The sequence below is a fragment of the Kitasatospora sp. NPDC059462 genome (assembly GCF_042749955.1).
Taxonomy (GTDB): domain Bacteria; phylum Actinomycetota; class Actinomycetes; order Streptomycetales; family Streptomycetaceae; genus Kitasatospora.
On the sequence record NZ_JBHYUU010000093.1, the window covers coordinates 2733 to 23511 of the forward strand.

Here is a 20779-nt window from a genome sequence, read left to right on the forward strand (position 1 = left end):
CGTGTTTCGTCGGGGGGGTTTTTTTTTTTTTAACCCACCCCGCCCCGCGGGGGGGGGGGGGGGCCCCCCCCCCGGCCCCCCCCCCGCGCCCCCCGCCGCCCCCCCCCCCCGCCCGGGGCCGCCCCGCCTCCGGGTGCCGAGTGTAGGAACCGGCCCGTGCCCGGGTCATCCGGTTTTCCCACCCGCCCCGACCACCCGCCCCGACCACCCGACCACCCGACGATCCGAAGACCCGACCCGGCCCTGCCGGCCGACCCGGCCGACCCCGCCCGACCGGATCCCCGCAAAGGATCGTCGGCGAACCGCCCGCACTGTTACCGTCAGGCATGGGAACCGACACCAGCGGCCCCGCCGCGAACGCCGAACCACCCCTGCCCGAATCCGCCACGGCCGCAAGCCCGTTGGACATCGCCGCACTGCGCGCCGACACTCCGGGCTGCGAGTCCGTCATCCACTTCAACAACGCCGGCGCCGGCCTGATGGCCCGTCCGGTGCTCCAGGCGATGGCCGACCACCTGCACCTGGAGGCCACCACCGGCGGGTACGAGGCCGCCGAGGCCCGCGCCGCCGAGGTCGCCGGCTTCCACACCGCCGTGGCCCGGCTGCTCAACGCCGCACCGGGCACCGTCGCCTTCGCCGGCAGCGCCACCCACGCCTACGCCAAGGCGCTCTCCGCGATCGACTTCCGGCCCGGCGACACCGTCCTCACCACCCGCAACGACTACGCCTCCAACCAGATCGCCTTCCTCTCGCTGCGCCGCCGCTTCGGCGTGCGGGTGGTGCACGCCCCGGACCACCCGGACGGCAGCGGCGTCGACGTCGGGGCGATGGCGGCCCTGATGCGCACCGAACGGCCCCGGCTGGTGGCCGTCACCCACGTCCCCACCAGCTCGGGCCTGGTGCAGCCGGTCGCCGAGATCGGCCGGCACTGCCGCGAACTCGACCTGCTCTACCTGGTCGACGCCTGCCAGTCGGTGGGCCAGCTGGAGGTCGACGTCGAGGAGATCGGCTGCGACCTGCTCACCGCGACGGGCCGCAAGTTCCTGCGCGGGCCCCGGGGTTCGGGCTTCCTGTACGTCTCCGAGCGGGCGCTGCGGGCCGGCTACGAGCCGCTGTTCATCGACCTGCACGGCGCACGCTGGACGGCTCCCGGCGAGTACCGGCCGGTCGGCACGGCGGCCCGCTTCGAGGAGTGGGAGTTCTCGTACTCCACCCTGCTCGGCTGCGCGGAGGCCGTGCGCTACGCGCTGCGGGTCGGCCCGGCCGCGGTCGCGCGGCGGACCCCGGGGCTCGCCGCCCGGCTGCGCGAGCGGCTCGACGGGCTGCCCGGGGTGCGTCTGCTCGACGGCGGCCCGGCGCCCGCCGCGCTGGTGACCCTGACGGTCGCGGGGTGGCAGGCGGAGCCGTTCAAGGCGGCCCTGGACGCCCGGGGCGTCAACTCCTCGCTGAACTTCCGCGAGTACGCGCAGTTCGACTTCGACGACAAGGACGTCGCCTGGTGCCTGCGGCTGTCGCCGCACTACTACAACACCGAGGACGAGGTCGACGAGGTGGCCGACACCGTCGCCCGGCTGGTCCGCGGCGGCCCGGGTGCGAACGGGCGGGCCCCGGCACGGGAGGCCGGCCGGTGACCGGCGCGGGGACCGCCGCGGGGACCGGCCGCTCTCAGCTCCGCCGGGACGGCGTCGCAACGGCCCCCCGCACCCGGTCCTCCGCCACCCCCTCCCCGGCGGCGCCCCGGTCGCCCCGGTCCCCCCGGTCCCCCCGGCCGGGCCGGCCGAGGGCGACACCGGCCAGGACCAGCAGCAGGCCCGCGGCCTGCGCCGGGCCGAAGCCCTCGCCCGCCAGCGCGGTGCCCAGCAGGACGCCGGTCAGCGGGTTGAGCAGCCCCACCAGCCCGACCGTCCCGGGCGGGAGACGCCGCAGACCGGCGAACCAGGCCGTGAAGGCCAGCGCGGTCGCCACCACCGCGACGTAGCCGAAGGCGAGCAGTTCCCGCCCGGTGGGCGCCACGGGCGGGCCCTCGACGGCGGCGGCCAGGGGCAGCAGCACCACCCCGCCGGCCACCAGCTGCCAGGCGGTGGTGGTGAGGACGTCCGCGCCGTCCCGCCAGCGGCCGGCGAGCACGTAGCCGAGCGAGGAGACGAGCATCGCCGCCGCCGAGGCGGCCAGGCCGGGCAGGCTGACCGGCTCGGCCCGGGTCAGCAGCATCAGCCCGACCCCGCCCAGGCCCACCAGCGCGCCGAGCAGGTGGGCCCGGGCGGGGCGGGCGGCGGTCAGCGCCCAGGCGAGCAGCAGCATGGCGAGCGGCGAGGCCGCCATCACCGTGGCGGCCACGCCGGTGGCCAGCGACTGCGAGGCGATGTAGAGCAGGACGAAGAATCCCGCGGTGTTGAGCAGCCCGAGCAGCGCCGAGCGCCACCACCAGGCTCCGCGCGGCCGGCGCGGGCGCAGCGCCAGCAGGAGCAGGCCGGCGGGCAGGGCCCGCAGGGCGGCGCCCCAGAGCGGTCGGTCGGCCGGGAGGAACTCACGGGTGACGTAGTAGTTGGCGCCCCAGGCCACCGGTGCCACGGCAGTCAGCAGGATCCACCGAAAACTGGCTTCCATGGAAGACAATATAACTTCCCGGGAAGCTACCCGGCTACGATGGAGGTATGGAACGCAGCCGAGACGGCCGGAACCCGACGGACCCGCCCCCCGACCACGTCGCCCTGATCCAGGCCGAGTGGCGCCGCGAGCGGCCCGACCTCGACGTCTCCCCTCAGGCGGTGATCGGCCGGCTGCACCGGCTGGCCGCCCGGCTCACCGAGGAGCTCTGCCTGGTCTACGGGCGCTACGGGCTGGCCGAGGGCGAGTTCGACGTGCTCGCCGCGCTGCGCCGGGCGGGCGCGCCCTTCGAGCGGGCCCCGGGCGAGCTGGCGGCCCGCACCATGGTCACCACCGGCGCGATGACCAAGCGGATCGACCGGCTGGAGCGGGCGGGCCTGGTCACCCGCCGGCGCAGCGAGGCGGACGGGCGCGGCCGGGTGGTCGCCCTCACCGAGGCGGGCCGCCGGCTGTTCGACGAGGCGTTCACCGCCCACATGCGCAACGAGCACCGGCTGCTGGGCCTGCTCGCCCCCGAGGAGGCGGCCGCCCTGGAGGGCCTGCTGACGACCTGGCAGCAGCGCCTGGACCACCCGCAGGACCCGTCGGCGAAATCCGGATGATCCGACCGGATCCCGCGCGATACCGTCGCCGGGTGACGAATCGGACCTGGGACCTCATCCTCATCGGCGGCGCCTCCGGCGTCGGCAAGAGCCTGGCCGCCGCCCGGCTCGCGGCCGGGACCGGCGCCTTCGTCGTCGAGTTCGACGACGTGGTCGCCGCCGCGCAGGAGCTGACCACCCCCGCGCAGCACCCGGGGCTGCACCACTTCACCGACGGCGCCGTCCCGGCGCGGGAGCTGACGCCCGGGCGCGTGCTGGAGCTCCAGATCGCCACCGCCGAGGCGCTGGAGCCGGCCCTGATCGGCGTGGTGCGCAACCGGCTGACCGTCCCGGTCCCCGCCGTCGTCGAGGGCGACTACCTCACCCCGGCCGCCTGCGCGCGGGCCGTCGCGCTGGGGCGGGCGGCGGGGCGGGAGGTCCGGGCGGTCTTCCTGCACGAGGGCGACGCGGACCGGATCGCCGCCAACTACGCGGCCCGCGAGCCGGAGGACGGCGTGCAGACGGACCGCGCCGAGGTCAGCGCCCGGTACTCGCACTGGCTCGCCGACGGGGCCCGCCGGCACGCCCTGCCGGTGGTCGACTGCCGCCCGTGGCCGACGCTCGCCGAGCGGATGGAGCGCGCCCTCGGCGCGGACGGCGCCCCCGGCGGTCAGATCAGCGTGTAGCCGCCGCTGCGGAAGGTCGAGCCGACGTTGCTGCAGTAGGCGTAGGACCAGACCCCGCCGGAGCGGGTGGGCCCGTAGACCACCTGGTTGTTGGCGCACACCGCCCACGCGTAGTAGCTGCGGGTGCCGTCGCAGGAGGCGCCGTAGCTGACGTAGTTGCTGTACGTGGAACAGGCCGCCACCCGGGCGGGCGCGGCGGAGGCCGGGACGGCGGCGAGGACCGGGACGGCGAGGGCGGCGGTGGCGGCGAGGGCCGCGGCCGCGGTGCGGATGCTCATGGTGTTCCCCTCCGGTGGGGCTCGTTGAGGTGGACCGGGTCGTGCGGGCTCCACTGTGCGCCCCCGGCGCGTGCCGCACTCCGCAGCAGGACGGGAAACCGCGATCCCCACGGCCCTTGCCGGGACGGGCTGTTGTGTCATGCTCCCGCGACAAATGGGGCTTTTGTTCGCACGGCCGAACAGGTCGGTTCACCATCGCGTGGTGTGACGGTCTTTCGTGGACGATTGGCTGCCGTCGGCCTGGTGATCATGCACCCGGGCCGCGCCGTTTCCGCGGCGCCCCATGCCGCCGACCGCGTCCTGCGCTCGCACCGGCGGCACGCACGTCCCGTCGCAGTACGAGGAGCTGAACCACCGATGTCACCGCCCGTCACCCCCACGACGACCGCCCCCGCCGCCCCGCCCGCCCCGCGCCGCCGCCGGCGCTCCGCCGCGGCGGTCGCGCTCTGCGCGCTCGTCGCCGCCGGACTGCCCGCCCTCGCCCCCGCCACCGTCTGGGCCGCGCCCGGCGCACCGGCCGCCCCCGGCACCGCCGCCGACCCCGGTCCGGTGCTGGACCGCCCCGGCGAGTCGGTCGTCACCCGGCGCGAGGTCACCCCGATCGCCCCGGGGCTGACCATGACCGACTTCGACCGGCTCGGGAAGACCGGCTGGATCCGCGGCAAGGTCCTGGTCGCCGACCTCGCCACCGAGGGCCTGAGCGTGGACTACCTGTCCTCCGGCCAGGTGACCACCCGCCGGACCGTCACCGACATGGCCCGGGGCGCCGGCGCGGTCGCCGCCATCAACGGCGACTACTTCGACATGAACGCCTCCGAGGCGCCGCTCGGCGTCGGCGTCTCCCGCGAGGACGGCCTGATCCACGCCCCCGTCGAGGGCTGGAACCAGGCCGTGACCGTCGGTGCCGACGGCCTGGCCCGGATGGCCGAGGTGTTCCTGGAGGGCCACGCCGCCCTGCCCGGCGGCCGCGAGCTGACCCTCGCCGGCGTCAACACCTACGGCCTGCCCGCCGACGGCGTCGGCCTGTTCACCCCCGCCTGGGGCACGGCCTCGCGCGCCAAGGTCGCCGGCGGCTCGGCCGAGGTCACCGAGGTCGAGCTGCGCGACGGCCGGGTCACCGCCGTCCGCGACCACCTGGGCGGCGCCGTGCCCGAGGGCGCCACCGTGCTGGTCGGCCGGGAGGCCGGCGCCCGCGCGCTGCGCGACCTCAAGCCGGGCGACCAGGTGTCCACCGGCTACCGGCCGCGCGCCTCCTTCGGCGAGGTCGCGGTGGCGGTCGGCGGCTACCAGGTACTGGTCCGCGACGGCGTCGCCATGCGGCCCGGCGAGAACGACGGCAACGAGCTCAACGCCCGCACCGCCGTCGGCTTCTCCGCCGACAACAAGCGGATGTACCTGGTCACGATCGACGGCCGGCAGGCCGACAGCCCCGGCATCAGCCTGCCCGACCTCGCGGTGCTGATGCGCGACCTCGGGGCGCGCAACGCGCTCAACATGGACGGCGGCGGCTCGGCCGCGATGGCCGCCCGGCTGCCCGGCACCGCCGAGGCCGGCACCGTCAGCAGCCCGTCCGACAACGGCGGGGAGCGCGCCGTCGCCAACGGGCTCGGCCTGTTCTCCGCCCCGGGATCCGGCCGGGTCAAGGGCTTCCGGGTGCGCCCGGCGGAGAGCGTGGACACCGCGAGCCGGGTCTTCCCCGGCCTGCACCGCACGGTCCGCGCACTGCCGCACGACGAGACCTTCGGCCCGGTGACCGGCAGCACCCCGGCGGTCCGCTGGGCGGCCGCCGGGACCGGCGGCACCGGAGCCGTCGAGGTGTCCGGCCGGGGCACCGGGGCCGTCGTCACCGGCCGCACCTCCGGACCGGCCGCCGTCACCGCCGCGGCCGACGGCGCCGAGACCGGCACCCTGCCGCTGACCGTGCTCGGCGCGCCGGTGCGGATCACCGCCGGCACCGACCCGATCGGCCTGGAGAGCGCCGGCGCCACCGCGAAGATCGCCGTCACCGGCTACGACGCCCAGGGCCATGCCGCCCCGGTCGAGGCCGCGGACATCACCGTCACCGGCGGCGCGGGCGTGGTCGAGACCTCCGCCGCCGACGACGGCTCGATCGCCCTCAAGGCGCTCGCCGACGGCACCTCCGCCACCCTCAAGCTGACCGTGGGCGGTCTGGAGAGCGCCGTCGCCGTCACCGTCGGCATGGCCGAGAAGCCGTTCGCCGACTTCTCCGACGCGGCCGCCTGGAAGTCCGGCAACGACCGCGCGCCCGGCGGCGGCGTCGCCCCGGCCGCCGGCCACGACGGCGGCAAGGGCCTGCGCCTGAGCTACGACTTCACCCAGTCGACCGGCACCCGCGGCCAGTACGCCATCGCCCCCGAGGGCATCGTGCTGCCCGGCCAGCCGCGCTCGCTCACGATGTGGATCGAGGGCGACGGCAACGGCGCCTGGCCGCGCATCCAGTACCGGACCGCCGCCGGCGTCACCGCCAACCTGGACGCGCCGATGGTCACCTGGACCGGCTGGCAGAAGGTCGAGTTCCCGATCCCGGCCGGCGTGCAGTACCCGCTGACCTTCCAGCGCTTCCGGCTGATGGAGACCAGCGCCGCCCGTTCCTACACCGGTGCGCTCACCCTGGCCGACCTGCGGGCCAAGGTGGCACCGGACGTCGAACTGCCGGTGCGCCCGAAGGTCACCGACCCGGTGGTACTCACCCACGGCACCGTCGACGGCAAGCCGCTGCGGGTCGCGGTGATGTCGGACGCCCAGTTCATCGCCCGCGCCCCGGAGAGCGACATCGTGCAGGCCGCCCGCCGCACGCTGCGCGACATCGCCGCCGCCAAGCCCGACCTGCTGGTCATCGCCGGCGACCTGGTCGACGAGGCGAGCCCGGCCGACTTCGCCCTCGCCCGCAAGGTGCTGGACGAGTTCGACCGGCTCACCGGGCGCAGCATCCCCTGGCACTACGTGCCCGGCAACCACGAGGTGATGGGCCCCGGCACCATCGACAACTTCACGGCCGCGTTCGGCGCGACCAGCAAGGTGTTCGACGTCAAGGGCACCCGCTTCATCACCCTGAACAGCGCGCTCGGCTCCTTCCGGGCCAGTGGCTTCGACCAGATCGCCAAGCTCCGCACCACGCTGGACGAGGCCGCCCAGGACCCGTCCGTCACCGGCCTGCTGGTGTTCGACCACCACCCGACCCGCGACCCGCTGCCCGACCAGGGCAGCCAGCTCGGTGACCGCAAGGAGGCCGCCCTGGTCGAGCAGTGGCTGGCCGGCTTCCGCGCGGGCGGCAAGTCCGCCGCCATGGTCAGCGGCCACGTCGGCGCCTTCCACGCGAGCAGCGTCGACGGCGTCCCGTACCTGATCAACGGCAACTCCGGCAAGGGCCCGGCCGCCGAGCCGGAGCGCGGCGGCTTCACCGGCTGGACGATGCTCGGCATCAACCCGGCGGCCGGCAGGGTCACCGACCCGTACGCGGTGCCGGACGACGCCTCGGCCTGGCTGCGCGCCGAGGTGCGGGCTCGCGCCGACGCGGTGCAGCTGACCGTCCCCGCGACGCTCGGCCTGCTGGAGTCCGCGCCGGTCGACGCGACCTTCACCCAGGACGGCGAGCGCACCGTGCCGGTCGCCTGGCCGGTCACCGCCCAGTGGGGCGGGCAGGGCGTGCACATCGGCCCGGCCGCCGACGCCCCGCGCGGCACCGTCGCCGCGTACGACCCGGCCACCCGCACCCTCACCGGTCTGCGTCCGGGCAGCGCGACGCTCACCGTCACCGTCGGCGGCGTGACGGCGGAGCGCGCGCTCACCGTCGGCTCCGTCCCGGCGTGCACCACCACGCTGCGCGGCCCGCAGAAGAAGCTCGCCCTCACCTCCGGCGTCACCTGCCTGGACGGCGCCACGGTCACCGGCCCGGTGCTGGTCCAGCCGGGCGCGGCGCTGGTCGCCCACGGCACGACCTTCAAGGGCCCGGTCTCGGCCCGCGGCGCGGCGGCCTTCGTGCTGACCGACAGCCAGGTGTCCGGCCCGGTCTCGGTGAGCGGCTCCACCGGGCAGGTCGCCCTGCTCTGGTCGACCGTCGAGGGCCCGGCCCACCTGGCGCTCAACACCGGCGGCACCGCGGTCGCCGGCAGCACGGTGCGCGGTCCGCTGGACTGCGCCGGCAACACCCCGGCCCCCGGCAACGGCGGCCACGGCAACACCGTGAACGGTCCGAAGGGCGGTCAGTGCAGCGCCCTGTGACGCTGCCGGACCCCTCCTGACCCCGGCCCGGGGGGGGGGGGCCCCCCCCCCGCGCGGCGCGGCCCGCGGGGGCGCCGGGGGGGGGGGGGGGGGGCGCCGCGGGGGGGCGGGCGCCCCCTCCCCTCGCCCCGCGCCGCGGGGGCCCCCCCCCCCCCCCGCGGAGCGGCCCCCACCGGGACTGCGGCGTTCCGCCGGCCCGGGCCGGCGGCTCAGAGCCCCCAGAACGCCCCGCTCAGCCCCACCGAGCGCAGGTACTCGGCGGCCGCGGCCGGCTCGCGCCGGGTGTACGGCGAGCCGAGCCGCCCCTCGTACCAGTGCGCGGCGAGCCGCCAGAGGGTGCCCAGGTCGAGCACGCTGCCACGCGGGTTGCCGGTGGCGGCGAGCCAGGCGTCGACGCAGTCGGTGGAGCAGAACAGCCGCTGGTGCGCGCAGGTGTGGACGACGTCCTCCCACATCCGGGCGGCGGGCACCAGGAAGTGGGCCACCTGCCCGCCCTCCGGCGGGGCCTGCCGGGTGACGGTCCAGGCGTGCGCGCGCCCGCAGGCCGGGCAGGTGGTGGCGACCAGCGCCGGATCGGCGCCGGGGACGAGGTGCGGCAGTGCGAAGGAGTCCCAGGCGCAGCCGCCGAACCACAGGGTGTCGCCGGCCATCACCGAGAAGCCCAGGGGCACGGCCGAGAACGGGTGGGCCATGACGATCGTGTCGTCCGGGCCGAGGGCGAGGTGCCGGGCCCCGGCGAGCCGGCGCAGACCGGCCCGGACCTCCGCTTCGGTGGCGCCCAGCCGGGCGGCCAGCGCGGCGGGGCCGGGGGCCCGGCCGGTGGCGGCGAAGGCGCGGTAGACCGCGAGCCTCAGTTCTTCGGCGTCCACGGCCGTCAGCCCGCCGCGACCGGGGCCGCGACCGGTGCCGCGGCGGGTGGCACGGCCGGGACCGGCGCCGGATCCGCGGCCCGGCCGTCGTGGGCCTCCCGGTGGGCCAGCACCTCGGGCATGTTCTCCTCCGCCCAGTCCTTGATCGCCCGCAGCAGCGGGAGCAGCCCGGCGCCGAGCGGGGTGAGCGCGTAGTCCACCCGGGCCGGGACGGACGCGGTGACCGTACGGGTCAGCAGGCCGTCGCGCTCCAGGGACCGCAGGGTCTGGGTGAGCATCTTCTCGCTGACCCCGGCCAGGCGGCGGCGCAGGTCGCTGTAGCGCTGCGGGCCGTCGGCGAGGGCGTTGACGATCAGGCTGACCCACTTGTCGCCGATCCGCTCCAGCAGCTGCCGGGCGGGGCACTCGGCGAGGTAGGCGTCGTAGCCGGCCCGGGCCGCCGAGCGGCGCTGGGCGGCGGTGGTGGTCGCCATCGGCTCTCCTCTGCGTGCGGTACGCACTCGCGGGTGCGTACTTCCTTCCGGAGAGCAACTCTCCTTAGGTTGGGGGCGGTTGGCAAGCCCCGCCCGTTCCGGAGGCGGGGCCCTGTCGGAGGGAGAGTGCGATGCGCGCCGTGGTCGTCCGCCGGTTCGGCGGTCCGGAGGTCCTGGAACTGGTCGAGGTGGCCGTCCCCGAGCCCGGTCCGGGTCAGGTGCGGGTGCGGGTGGCGGCCGCCGCGGTCAACCCGGTGGACGCGGTGACCCGCTCCGGGGTGCTCACGGAGGCCGGGCTGATGGCGCCCCGGGAGACCGTCGGGATCGGCTGGGACGTGGCCGGCACGGTGGAGCGGCTCGGCCCGGGGGTGAGCGGCTTCGCGGTCGGGGACGAGGTGATCGGGCTGCGCGACCGGCTGGACGTCCCGCTCGGCAGCCACGCCGACGCCCTGGTGCTGGACGCCACCGCGCTCGCCCCCGCGCCGCCCGGCGTGCCCGCCGTCGAGGCGGCGACCCTGCCGCTCAACGGGCTCACCGCCCTCCAGGCCCTGGACCTGCTCGACCTGCCGGCCGGGGCGACGCTGCTGGTCACCGGCGCGGCGGGCGCGGTCGGCGGCTTCGCCGTGCAGCTGGCGGTGCGGCGCGGGCTGCGGGTGGTCGCCGTGGCGGGCGAGCGGGATGCCGCGCTGCTGCGGGAGCTGGGCGCCGAGTGGTACGTGCCGCGCGACGCCCCCGACCCGGCCGCCGCGGTGCGCGCGCTGGTGCCCGGCGGGGTGGACGGCGCGCTGGACGCGGCACTGCTGGGCGTGACGGCGCTCGGCGCGGTGCGCAACCGGGGGGCCTTCGTCGCGGTGGCGGCGGGCGCGGCGCCACCGGGGCTGCGCGGGATCCGGGTCGCCCACGTCTGGGTGACGGCGGACGGCACCGCGCTCGCCGGGCTGGCGGCCCTGGCCGCGCGCCGGGAACTGGCGCTGCGGGTGGCGGACACCCTGCCGCTGGAGCGGGCCGCGGCCGCCCACCGGCGGCTGGCGCGCGGCGGTCTGCGCGGGCGGCTCGTCCTGGTGCCCTGAGGCCGGTGCGCCGGACCGGCCGGCCCGGCGGGCGGCACGGCGGGCGGCACGGCGGGCGGTCCGGCGGGCGGTCCGGCGGGCGGTCCGCGCGGCCGCCGTGGCCTGGCATGATCGCAGGATGAACGACCGAATCATCGCCGCCTGCGACGGGGCGGCCAAGGGGAACCCGGGCCCGGCCGCCTGGGCCTACGTGGTGGCCGACGGCACGGGCGCGCCGCAGCGCTGGCAGTCCGGCCCGCTCGGGCACAGCACCAACAACGTGGGCGAGCTCACGGCCCTGGAGCGGCTGCTGGCCGCCACGGATCCCGCCGTACCGCTGGAGGTCCGGCTGGACAGCACGTACACCCGCGACGCGGTGACGAAGTGGCTGAAGGGCTGGAAGCGCAACGGCTGGAAGACCGCCGCGGGCAAGCCGGTGGCCAACCAGGAGCTGATCCAGCGGATCGACGGGCTCCTGGAGGGGCGGGACGTCACCTTCGTCTACGTGCCCGCCCACCAGGTGGACGGCGATCCGCTGAACGCCGTCGCCGACAAGGCCGCCAGTGACGCCGCCCGCACCCAGGAGGCGGCCGGCGGGACCGCCGCCGACCTGCCGGTCCCGGACCCGGCCGCGAGCGCCCCGGCGCGGGCGCGGCGCGCCCCGGCCGCCGCTTCCGGCGCTTCCGCCGCTTCTGCCGCCAAGCGGCGGACCGCCGGCGGGTCGGCCGGGTCGGGCAAGGCGCCGACGCTCGCCGCGCGCTTCCCCGGGACCTGCCCGTGCTCCCGCCCGTACGCCAAGGGCGACAGGATCACCAAGGTCGGCGGCAGCTGGGGCCACGTGGAGTGCGCGGCCGCGCAGTCCTGAGCCGGACCGGCCGCCGTCCCCGGACGCGTTCCGGCCCCGCCCGGTGCGGCGGGCCCGGAGCCAGGCGACGGCGGCCGCCGGGCCGACCGCCCCCGCAGAGCCCGGCCGGCACCGTCACCACCACGGCCGCGCCGCCGGGCGGTTCGCGTTCCCCGGCCGCCGGACCGTTCGTCCCCCGGGCGTCCATGGCGCGAGTGCAGTCGGCGCCCGTCCGGGGCGGACCCCGCCGATCGGCCGCTCCGGGCGCGGCCGTCAGCGCCGGGCGTGGTGGGTGTCGCCGACGTGTTCGCCGGTCTCCTGGTCGGGGAAGCTGACGGCGAGGGTGACCCGGTACTCGAAGACGTCGTCGCGGTGGCCGGGGACCCGTGCCCAGGCCAGGGAGTGCACTTCGGCCTCGGGCGCCTGCCGGCACCACGCGGCGGCCTCCTCCAGGGCGCGGGCCGCCGAGCGCCCCGTGCAGACCACGGCGGTGTAGGCGGCCACCGCGAGGTCGCCGCCGCTCCGGCCGTCCCGGGAGGCGGAGCGGACCGCGGCCGCCGCCCGGGTCAGATCGCGGGCGAGGTCGTCGACCACCCGGGGCGGCGCGGGCAGGACGGCCGGGGCCTCCGCCACGGTCTCCGGCAGGTTGGTGCTCATTCTCAGGGCCTCCGTCCCTTGGGCATCCCCTTGGTCGCGCGCCCCGCCCCGTCCCGGGATCCGCATGATCACGAGGTCAGGATGCCGGGCCGCCGTTCCTGGCATGACCACTTTCACCAGAACGTCACCCGTCCGGGGAAGACGCCGTCCCGTGCTCGACACCGGCCCGCCCGCACTGATATGAGGGGGTCCTCGCATCCGGGCAGGTCAGCTCGGCCCGGCACCGGCGCCGCCGGGAGCCCGGCCGCACGTGCGCGTACCACCCCCGTGCCCCGGACCGCCGTCCCGGGCGCCCGGGCGCGCCCGCTCCGCGACCGGTCCGCCGCACGTTCCCGGCCGTGACGGATCCGTCCAACTCCTGCAGCAGGAACGGCACATAACGGGTCGACGGGCCCCGTAGGATCCTGCCAGGTCGCCGCCCGCCGCACCGTCGGGCGCCATCGGAGGGGGAATCCATGGACCGCAGGTCACCGCTCACGCCCGGCCGCCGGTACGGCTGGCTGCCCGCGCTGGCCCTCACGGCCGTCGCGGTGGCCGGCTGCTCGTCCTCGGGCGGCGGCTCGTCGACGACCGCCCCCGCGCCGGCCACCACCGCCGCTCCCGCACCCACCACCACGGCCCCGGCGCCGACCCCGACCCCGACCGCCACGACGAGCACGACCCCGACCACGAGCACGGCCACGAGCCCGGGCGCCACCGCCACCGCCACCCCCGCCGGCGCCGGCAAGCGGCCCGCGGACGCCTGCACCCTGCTGACCTCCCCCCAGGTCGTCGCCGCCGTCGGCACCGGCGGCCCGTTCCGGGGCACCCACCCCGACCCGGACAACGGCAAGCCGGTCTGGGGCTGCACCTGGGGCTCCCGGCAGTCCTACGCCCACATCCGGGAGATGGACCCGGCCCTGTACGCCTCGCTGCGGTCCCACCCCGACTACACGGCCACCCCGCTCCCCGGCACCGGCAAGGACGCCTACCTGCTCCGCCGCAAGGACGGCACGAGGCCCGAGGTGAACTTCATCGGCGAGGACGGCCGCGCCTACACGGTCGAGGTGGTCAAGGACCGCGGCCCGGACGACGACGTGAACGCCGAGGCCGAGGCGGTCGCCGCCACCGGGCTGGCGCTGCTGCTCTCCAAGGGCGTGTAGCCGCACCCCGGAACCGGCCGCGCCGCCGCCCGGCGCAGCCGGTTCCCCCCGGGGCGTGAACGGGACGGGCACGATGGTGCCGGGCGGATGCGGGTGCGGCACGGTCATTCGCACAAGGACGCCACGGCGCCGTTGCCCCCGCTCCCCCGACAGCCAAGGCGGATCGCATGAGCCGACCTCACCCACCCGCGCGCCCCACCGGACCGGCCCCGGCCGCTCCGACTCCCGCTCCGGACCCCGCACCGGACCCCGCTCCACTCGCCCCACCCCGCCGGCCCGCCCGGCGCGGACGGACCTCCCGGTCCGCGGCGGCCCTGCTCTCCGGGCTGACGCTGCTCGCCCCCGCCGTCGCCGCCGGAACGCTCGGCGGCTCGACGCCCGCCCGGGCCGACAATCCGACCGTCTCCGGCAACACCCTGCGCACCGCCTGGGACGCCGCCGAGCCCGGCCTCGCCCCGGCGGAGGTCTCCGCAGCCGGTTTCGGCCGCCGCTGGTCCACCGCCGTGGACGGCGCGGTCTACGCCCAGCCGCTGGTCGCCGGCTCGACCGTGGTGGTCGCCACCGCGACCAACCACGTCTACGGCGTCGACGCGGCCGGCGGCCGGATCCTGTGGCACCGCGCGCTCGGCACCCCGGTCCCCTCCGACAGCGCCTGCCTCTCCCCCGGCACCGGCGTCATCTCGACGCCGGTCTACGACCGGGCGAGCGGAACGGTCTACCTGGTCTCCAAGTCCGGCGACGGGGGCGCGCACTTCTCGGTGCACGCCCTCGACGTGAGCTCGGGCGCCGAGCGCAGCGGCTGGCCGGTCGCCGTCCAGGGCTCGCCGGTGAACAGCCCCGGCGTGCCGTTCGACCCGGTCACCTCGGCCCAGCGGGCCGGACTGCTGCTGCTGGACGGCGCGGTCTACTTCGGGTTCGCCTCGGACTGCGGGATCGGCACCTACGTCGGCACGGTCGCCGGCGTCAACACCACGACCCGCAAACTCACCCTCTGGTCCACCGAGTCCGGGTCCGCCTCGCAGAACGCGGGCGTCTGGATGAGCGGCGGCGGCCTGGTCTCGGACGGCTCCGGGCGGATCTTCGTGGCCACCGGGAACGGCGCCGGTGACGGCTCCTCCCCGCTGAAGGGCCCGGGCGAGCGGCCCGGCGGCCACTTCGCCGAGTCGGTCGTCCGGCTCGGCGTCGGCGCCGACGGCACCCTCGCCCCGAAGGACTTCTTCAGCCCCACCGACAACCGGGAGATGGACCACGGCGACGTCGACCTCGGCTCCGGCGGCCCGGCCGCCCTGCCGCCCGGCTTCGGCACCGCCGCGCACCCGCACCTCATGGTGCAGGCCGGCAAGGACGGCCGGATCTTCCTGCTCGACCGCGACCGCCTCGGCGGCATGGGCCAGGGCCCCGGCGGCACCGACGCCGTGGTCGGCACCACCGGCCCGTTCAAGGGCATCTGGGGCCACCCGGGCGTCTGGGGCGGCGACGGCGGCTACGTCTACCTGGTCGAGAACTTCGGCTCGCTGCGCGCCCTCAAGTACGGCGTGAACGGCGCCGGTAACCCGCAGTTGACCAGCGCCGCGACGAGCGCCGAGGGCTTCGGCTACGCCTCCGGCTCCCCCGTCGTCACCTCCGACGGCACGGCCACCGGCTCGGCCCTGGTGTGGGTGGTCTACTCGGGCACCGGCCCGGGCGGCCAGAACGGCGAACTGCGGGTCTACGACGCGCTTCCGGTCAACGGCGCGCTCAGGCTGCGGCGCAGTTTCCCGCTCGGCACGGTGAGCAGGTTCTCGGTGCCCGCGACGGACGGCGGGCGGGTGTTCGTCGGCACCAAGGACGGCCGGCTGCTGGCGTTCGGCCGCTCCGCCTGACCCCGTCCGGCACCGGCGCGGCCCCGGCGCGCGACCCGCGCGGGCCCCCGGGGCCGGGCCGAGGCGCACGCCCGTCCGGTGGGGGCGGGCGTGCGCGGGTTACCGCTGGAGCCTGAACACCAGGACGGCGCCCGGGTTCTCCAGTTCCGCGGTCGGGGCTCCCGTGTTCACGTCGCGGACCAGGCCGGCGCTGTCGGTCGCCACGAAGACGGTCCTGCCGTCGGGGGACAGCGCGGTGGCGCGGTAGCGGTTCTGGGTGGTCCAGAGGCGCTCGGCGTCGCCCACGGCGTTGCCGTCGCGGCCCACCTTCAGCCGGTAGACGCTGCCGTCCTTGAGCGTGGTGATGAGCAGGGAGTTCTCCCAGCCGGGTACGCCGTTCTTGGCGTAGTAGGTGAGGCTGGAGGGCGCCACCGTCGGGTAGCAGATGAAGTACAGGCCGCCCTCGGCGCACTTCGGGTCACGGAACTCGAAGCCGTTGTCGACCGTGGTGCCGAGGGTGCTGATCGGCGGGACGAACGCGCCCGTGAAGGCGCTCTCCTTCTGCTGCGGCACCGACGGCGGGACGTCGATGTCGTCGTAGGTGAGGTCCGTGCAGGGCGTCGGCGAGGACGCCGCCCAGTTCGCGTACGTGTACGCCTTGTCGTCGCGCCAGCCGGCCACGTACGGCCAGCCGTAGTTGTTGCCCGGGCGGATGAGGTTGACCTCGTCGTCGGTCTTCGGGCCCTGGTCCGTCTGGTACAGCCTGCCGTTCGGGGCGAAGTCCAGGCCCTGGCTGTTGCGGTGGCCGTAGGTGATGACGTGGCTGCGCACGCCGTCGAAGGTCGGGTTGTCGTCGGGGACGGACCCGTCGGGGTTGATCCGCAGGATCTTGCCCTGGTACGGACCGAACCAGGCGTGCTGGTCCACCTCGGTCTGGGTGGGGAGCCGCTGGGCCCAGTTCGGGTTGCAGAAGTGCGCGAGCTGGTTGGCGCCCTGGTCGCCGACGGTGTAGTACAGCTTGCCGTCCTGGCCGATCCGCAGGCGGGCCGACTGGTGGTCGGTGCCGGAGGGCAGGCCGGTCAGGACCTCCTGGGGGCTGCGGAGGGTGTGGTCGTCGCAGTCGAGCGTGTAGCGGACGATCTTCAGCCGTCTGGTCTCGCCGGTGACCTCCGCGGGGGTGTCGGTCATGTAGGTGTACGACACGTAGACGTAGGTCTCGCCCTCGTCGTGTCCGCCCCGGCCGCCGTGGCCGCCGTCGCCCCAGCCGCTGTCCTCCTGCTGGAAGGCCAGGCCCAGCACGCCGTCCTGGCCGCCGTCGGTGTGGTGCGCCACGCCCGTCAGGTCCAGCGCGGTCGTCTTCTCACCGGTCGCCGGGTCGATGCGGGTGACCTTCAGGCCGCTCTTCTCGGTGGACCACAGGTGTCCGTCCGGGCCCCACAGCAGCTCGTAGGGGTCGCCGAGGCCGGTGGTGAGCACGCTCCTCTCGAACTCCGGGCTGGACACGGCCCCGGAGGGACCGGTCGGACCGCCCGCCGTCGCCGGGACGCTCGTGGCCAGGGTGACGCCCAGGGCCAGTGCGGAGACCGCGGCGAGCGCGGGGTATCGATACTTCACGGCAACTGCCTTTCGATCGGGGACTTTTGTCCCATTGAGCGCAATCTCCGGCACCTCCGCCCCGGCGGCCAGCGCAGCGCATCCGAACGGCCCCACCGGCCACCCGCAACGCCCGCCGCCGCCACGCCCGTTCGACCGGATCGCGGCGGCGGCGGACGGCACACCCGCACCGGTTCTCAAGCGGTGGGCCCCTCCCGTCACCCGTTCGAGCGCGATTGTCACGCGACCGCGCGAGTTGGACCCGCGGGCGGGCCCGGCAGCTCGTAGCGTCCTGTTCCGGGGGCCGCCCGGTCCCCGAACGCCCCACTTCACCGAGGAGGGCAACTCCCATGAAGCCCACGATCACCGTGCAACTCCCCGCCACCACGACCGGCGCCGCGCCGTCCGCTCCGGCGGCCCCCGCCAAGCCCGTCTGGTCCGCACCCGCGGTGGAGTGCCACCGCACCGGCGCCGAGGTCACCGCGTACGCCGCGCGGACCACTCGGTGACCCACACCCCCACCACCGCGCCGAGCCGCGAGCGGTTCGCGGCCAGGCTCTACGGCCTGCGGGAACGGTACTGGGACACCCACCCGTTCCACCTGCGCCTGCACTCCGGCGGCTGCACGCCGCCGGAGCTGCGGCGATGGGTCGCCAACCGCTGGTACTACCAGCTGGTCCTGACCCGCAAGAACGCCGCGATCATCGCCAACTGCCCGCTGCCGGAAGTCCGCCGGGAGTGGACCCGGCGGCTCGGCTACCAGGACGGCCCGCAGGAGGGCGAGGGCGGCCTGGCCGACTGGCTGGTGCTCGCCGAGGCCGTCGGCCTCGACCGCGCCGAGGTGCTGGACGAACGGCACGTGGCGCGCGGCGTGCGCTTCGCCGTCGACGCCTACCTGCACTTCTGCCAGACCCGGCCGTGGACCGAGGGCGTCGCGGCGGCCCTGACCGAGATGTTCTCGCCCGACCACATGGCCGAGCGCGTCGTCGCCTGGCGCACGCACTACGCGTGGATCGACCCGGCCGGCTACGCCTACTTCGAGCACCGGATCCCCGACGCCCGCCGGGACAGCGAGCGGACCCTCGACCTGGTGCTCGACCACTGCGTGACCGCCGAGCAGCAACACGCCGCCGTGGACGCGCTCGCCTTCAAGTGCGAGGTGCTGCGCGCGATGCTCGACGCCGTCGACTACGCACCGGCGCAGACCGCGGTGCCCGCCGGGACCGCCGGGATCGCCGGGACCGCCCGGTGAACGCCGCACCCGCCGTCGTGGCCCCCGGGCTGCGGCGCGGGGTGCGGCTGGTGCACGACCCGGTGCGCCGGCAGGCCGCCCTGCTCTACCCCGAGGGCGTGCTGCTGCTGAACGCGACCGCCGCCGCCGTGCTGCGGCACTGCGACGGGCGGCGCGACGCCGGGCGGATCGCCGCCCGGCTCGCCGGGGAGTTCGAGGGCGTGGACACCGGCCAGGTGCTGACGCTGCTCGCCGACCTCGCCGCCCGCCGGCTGCTCACCCTCGACGGCACCGGCGCACCGGCCGAGCCGTACCCGGCGGCCGGACTTCCCGGCGCCGCCACCGGGAAGCGGGCGCCCGCCCCGCTCGGCCTGGTCGCCGAACTCACCCACCGCTGCCCGCTGCAGTGCTCCTACTGCGCGAACCCGGTGGAACTCACCAAGCAGCGCGACGAGCTGGGTACCGACCAGTGGCTGCGCGTGCTCGACCAGGCCCGCGGCCTGGGCGTGCTGCAGGTCCACCTCACCGGCGGCGAACCGCTGCTGCGCCGCGACCTGGCCGTCATCGTCACGCACGCCCGCCGGCTGGGCCTCTACACCAACCTGATCACCAGCGGACTGCCGCTGGACGCCGCGCGCGCCGCCGAACTCGCCGCGGCGGGCCTGGACCACGTCCAGCTCTCCGTGCAGGACGCCGATCCGTCGCAGGCCGACACCGTGGCCGGGCTGACCCGGCTGTCCGGTCCCGGCGGGCACGAGCGCAAGCTCGCCGCCGCCGCCCTGCTCACCGCCGCCGGACTGCCGCTCACCGTCAACGCCGTGCTGCACCGCGGCAACCTCGCCCGGCTGGGCGCCATCGCCGACCTCGCCGTCGACCTGGGCGCCGACCGGGTCGAGCTCGCCCACACCCAGTTCTACGGCTGGGCCTGGGTCAACCGGGCCCACCTGGCGCCCGACGACGAGCAGGTCCGGCAGGCCGAGCGCGACGTCGCCGAGGCCCGGGCCCGGCACGGCGACCGGATCGAGATCACCCATGTGACCGCCGACCTCCACTCCGGCACCGCCAAGCCCTGCATGAACGGCTGGGGGAAGGAGCAGCTCGTCGTCGCACCGGACGGCGCCGTGCTGCCCTGCCTGGCCGCCGCCCAGCTGCCGGACCTGCCGCTGCCGAATGCGGTCACCGACGGGCTGGCCGCCAGCTGGCACGACTCGCCCGCCTTCAACCGCTACCGCGGCACCGACTGGATGCCCGAGCCGTGCCGCGGCTGCGAGCTGCGCGAACAGGACTTCGGCGGCTGCCGCTGCCAGGCCTTCCAGTTCACCGGCGACCCGGGCGTCACCGACCCGGCCTGCCGCCTCTCCCCGCACCACCACCTGGTGCGGGAGGCCCCGGGCCCGGCCCCCGCCCCGGCCCCGGTCCCCCGCCGGTTCACGGCCTCCGTCCAACCCGGCTCCGGCCCGTCCGGCGCCGTCCGACCCAGCGCCGTCCCGCCCGATGCCGTCCCGCCCGGCTCCGGCCCGGCGTGAACCCGCCGCCGCCCTGAGGAGCACCCGCTGAAGATCCGGATCCTCGGCACCGCCGCCGGCGGCGGCCTGCCCCAGTGGAACTGCGGGTGCGAGGGCTGCGTTACCGCCCGCCGCACCGGCGCCGTCCGCAGCCAGGACTGCCTGGCGATCAGCGCCGACGGCGCCGCCTGGTACCTGGTCAACGCCTCCCCCGACCTGCGCTCCCAGCTGCTCGCCGCGCCCGAACTGGTACCCCCGCCGGGCACCCGGGCCACCCCGCTGCGCGGCGTCCTGCTCACCAGCGGCGAACTCGACCACACCCTGGGCCTGGTGACCCTGCGGGAGGCCGCCGAGCTGTCCGTGCACGCCACCGCGCCGGTCCGCACGGCGCTGCACGAGGCGTTCCCGGCCGGGCCGTTGCTGGCCCCCTACACCAAGGTGCGCTGGCACACCGTCACCGCGGGCCGGCCCGTCGAGCTGGCCGGCGGGCTGGTCGCCGAGCCGCTGGCGCTCGGCGGCAAGCGCCCCCGGTACGCCGCCGACCCGGCCGGACTGCCCGCGGGCGACCCGGCCGGCGAGCGCACCGACTGGGTGATCGGCTACCGCTTCACCGAGGCGGGCGGAGCGGCCCGCGCGGTCTACGCGCCCGGCCTCGCCGCCTGGACGCCCGCCCTCGACCGCGCGGTGGCCGACGCCGACGTGGTGATCCTGGACGGCACCTTCGCCACCGACGACGAACTCGCCGAACGCACCGGCGGCGCCCGCACCTCACGCGGCATGGGCCACCTGGCGGTCGCCGACTCGCTCCCCCTGCTGGCCCGCCGCCCGGGACCGCGCTACCTCTACACCCACCTCAACAACACCAACCCGCTCGCCCACCGGGGTTCGCCGCGGGCCGCCGCCCTGGCACCGGCCCTGGCGGCGGCGGGCGCCGCCGTCGCCGAGGACGGGACGCTGCTCGACCTGTGACCCCGCCCCCGGGGGTGCTCCCGTGCCCGACCCGGGCCGTCCTGACCGTGTCCGGCCGAACCGCTCCACCGTCCGTTCACCGAACGGTGGCGCCCGGTACCGGCCCACGCCACCGGGGACCCGTCGGATCGTCGTGATACTAATCATTCCGGTGAAGTGAACTGTCATGCACCGGCAGGCACGATGGTGACAGCCCGTCCGTTCCCCGGGGG

The 20779-nt window shown here is 76.5% G+C and carries 18 protein-coding genes; 12 read left to right on the top strand and 6 right to left on the bottom strand.

Annotated features, from left to right (window positions below; translation table 11 throughout):
* Positions 1–326 precede the first annotated feature (326 nt).
* Positions 327–1631, top strand: coding sequence for an aminotransferase class V-fold PLP-dependent enzyme (locus ACFXAM_RS22525; protein WP_380293937.1), 1305 nt, complete (start codon positions 327–329; stop codon positions 1629–1631).
* A gap of 34 nt (positions 1632–1665) precedes the next feature.
* Here ACFXAM_RS22525 and ACFXAM_RS22530 read toward each other — a convergent pair whose 3' ends face one another.
* Positions 1666–2607: an EamA family transporter gene (locus ACFXAM_RS22530; RefSeq protein WP_380293939.1), complete on the bottom strand. Its 942-nt coding sequence runs from the start codon at positions 2605–2607 to the stop codon at positions 1666–1668.
* Between the two features lie 47 nt (positions 2608–2654).
* Here ACFXAM_RS22530 and ACFXAM_RS22535 point away from each other — a divergent pair, with 47 nt between their 5' ends.
* Positions 2655–3209 carry a MarR family winged helix-turn-helix transcriptional regulator gene (locus tag ACFXAM_RS22535; protein ID WP_380293941.1) on the top strand — a complete coding sequence of 185 codons (555 nt, stop codon included), beginning with the start codon at positions 2655–2657 and terminating at the stop codon, positions 3207–3209.
* Between the two features lie 32 nt (positions 3210–3241).
* Positions 3242–3874, top strand: coding sequence for an AAA family ATPase (locus tag ACFXAM_RS22540; RefSeq protein ID WP_380293943.1), 633 nt, complete (start codon positions 3242–3244; stop codon positions 3872–3874).
* On the opposite strand, the gene ACFXAM_RS22545 is transcribed toward ACFXAM_RS22540, so the two are convergent.
* On the bottom strand, positions 3859–4152 hold the full coding sequence (locus ACFXAM_RS22545; protein ID WP_350571977.1) for a hypothetical protein: 294 nt from the start codon (positions 4150–4152) through the stop codon (positions 3859–3861). The genes ACFXAM_RS22540 and ACFXAM_RS22545 overlap by 16 nt on opposite strands.
* 357 nt (positions 4153–4509) lie before the next feature.
* On the opposite strand from ACFXAM_RS22545, the gene ACFXAM_RS22550 reads away from it, so the two are divergent.
* Entirely contained in the window at positions 4510–8394 is a 3885-nt protein-coding gene (locus ACFXAM_RS22550) for a phosphodiester glycosidase family protein (RefSeq protein ID WP_380293946.1), read from the top strand.
* Between the two features lie 209 nt (positions 8395–8603).
* Here ACFXAM_RS22550 and merB read toward each other — a convergent pair whose 3' ends face one another.
* Complete coding sequence (gene merB / locus ACFXAM_RS22555) at positions 8604–9263, bottom strand: organomercurial lyase (RefSeq protein WP_380293948.1); 660 nt, start codon at positions 9261–9263, stop codon at positions 8604–8606.
* Positions 9264–9268: 5 nt separating this feature from the next.
* A complete protein-coding gene (locus ACFXAM_RS22560) occupies positions 9269–9736 on the bottom strand; it encodes a winged helix-turn-helix transcriptional regulator (protein ID WP_380293950.1) in 468 nt (155 codons plus the stop codon).
* Between the two features lie 131 nt (positions 9737–9867).
* Here ACFXAM_RS22560 and ACFXAM_RS22565 point away from each other — a divergent pair, with 131 nt between their 5' ends.
* Together ACFXAM_RS22565 and ACFXAM_RS22570 are read left to right on the top strand one after the other, a co-directional pair.
* The gene (locus tag ACFXAM_RS22565; protein ID WP_380293952.1) at positions 9868–10806 is read left to right on the top strand and encodes an alcohol dehydrogenase catalytic domain-containing protein; all 939 of its coding nucleotides are present in this window, start codon (positions 9868–9870) and stop codon (positions 10804–10806) included.
* A 118-nt stretch (positions 10807–10924) separates the two neighbouring features.
* A complete protein-coding gene (locus ACFXAM_RS22570) occupies positions 10925–11650 on the top strand; it encodes a ribonuclease H (RefSeq protein ID WP_380293954.1) in 726 nt (241 codons plus the stop codon).
* 252 nt (positions 11651–11902) lie between these two features.
* On the opposite strand, the gene ACFXAM_RS22575 is transcribed toward ACFXAM_RS22570, so the two are convergent.
* Positions 11903–12286: a hypothetical protein gene (locus ACFXAM_RS22575; protein WP_380293956.1), complete on the bottom strand. Its 384-nt coding sequence runs from the start codon at positions 12284–12286 to the stop codon at positions 11903–11905.
* Between the two features lie 455 nt (positions 12287–12741).
* Between ACFXAM_RS22575 and ACFXAM_RS22580 the strand changes: the two genes are divergently transcribed.
* Both ACFXAM_RS22580 and ACFXAM_RS22585 read left to right on the top strand, forming a co-directional pair.
* The gene (locus ACFXAM_RS22580; protein WP_380293958.1) at positions 12742–13428 is read left to right on the top strand and encodes a hypothetical protein; all 687 of its coding nucleotides are present in this window, start codon (positions 12742–12744) and stop codon (positions 13426–13428) included.
* 167 nt (positions 13429–13595) lie between these two features.
* Complete coding sequence (locus tag ACFXAM_RS22585) at positions 13596–15290, top strand: PQQ-binding-like beta-propeller repeat protein (protein ID WP_380293960.1); 1695 nt, start codon at positions 13596–13598, stop codon at positions 15288–15290.
* 99 nt (positions 15291–15389) lie between these two features.
* Here the strand turns inward: ACFXAM_RS22585 and ACFXAM_RS22590 are convergent, their stop codons facing one another.
* Positions 15390–16883: a glucose/sorbosone family PQQ-dependent dehydrogenase gene (locus ACFXAM_RS22590; protein ID WP_380293962.1), complete on the bottom strand. Its 1494-nt coding sequence runs from the start codon at positions 16881–16883 to the stop codon at positions 15390–15392.
* A gap of 329 nt (positions 16884–17212) precedes the next feature.
* Here ACFXAM_RS22590 and pqqA point away from each other — a divergent pair, with 329 nt between their 5' ends.
* Genes pqqA through pqqB form a run of 4 tightly spaced genes read left to right on the top strand, consistent with a single transcriptional unit; the run spans position 17213 to position 20567 of the window.
* On the top strand, positions 17213–17371 hold the full coding sequence (gene pqqA / locus ACFXAM_RS22595; RefSeq protein WP_380293964.1) for a pyrroloquinoline quinone precursor peptide PqqA: 159 nt from the start codon (positions 17213–17215) through the stop codon (positions 17369–17371).
* Positions 17368–18114, top strand: a complete 747-nt coding sequence (pqqC, locus tag ACFXAM_RS22600; protein ID WP_380293966.1) for a pyrroloquinoline-quinone synthase PqqC — start codon at positions 17368–17370, stop codon at positions 18112–18114. The genes pqqA and pqqC overlap by 4 nt, the downstream gene beginning before the upstream one ends.
* Entirely contained in the window at positions 18111–19619 is a 1509-nt protein-coding gene (gene pqqE, locus ACFXAM_RS22605) for a pyrroloquinoline quinone biosynthesis protein PqqE (protein WP_380293968.1), read from the top strand. Before pqqC ends, pqqE begins: the two co-directional genes overlap by 4 nt.
* A gap of 39 nt (positions 19620–19658) precedes the next feature.
* On the top strand, positions 19659–20567 hold the full coding sequence (gene pqqB / locus ACFXAM_RS22610; RefSeq protein WP_380293982.1) for a pyrroloquinoline quinone biosynthesis protein PqqB: 909 nt from the start codon (positions 19659–19661) through the stop codon (positions 20565–20567).
* Positions 20568–20779 lie beyond the last annotated feature (212 nt).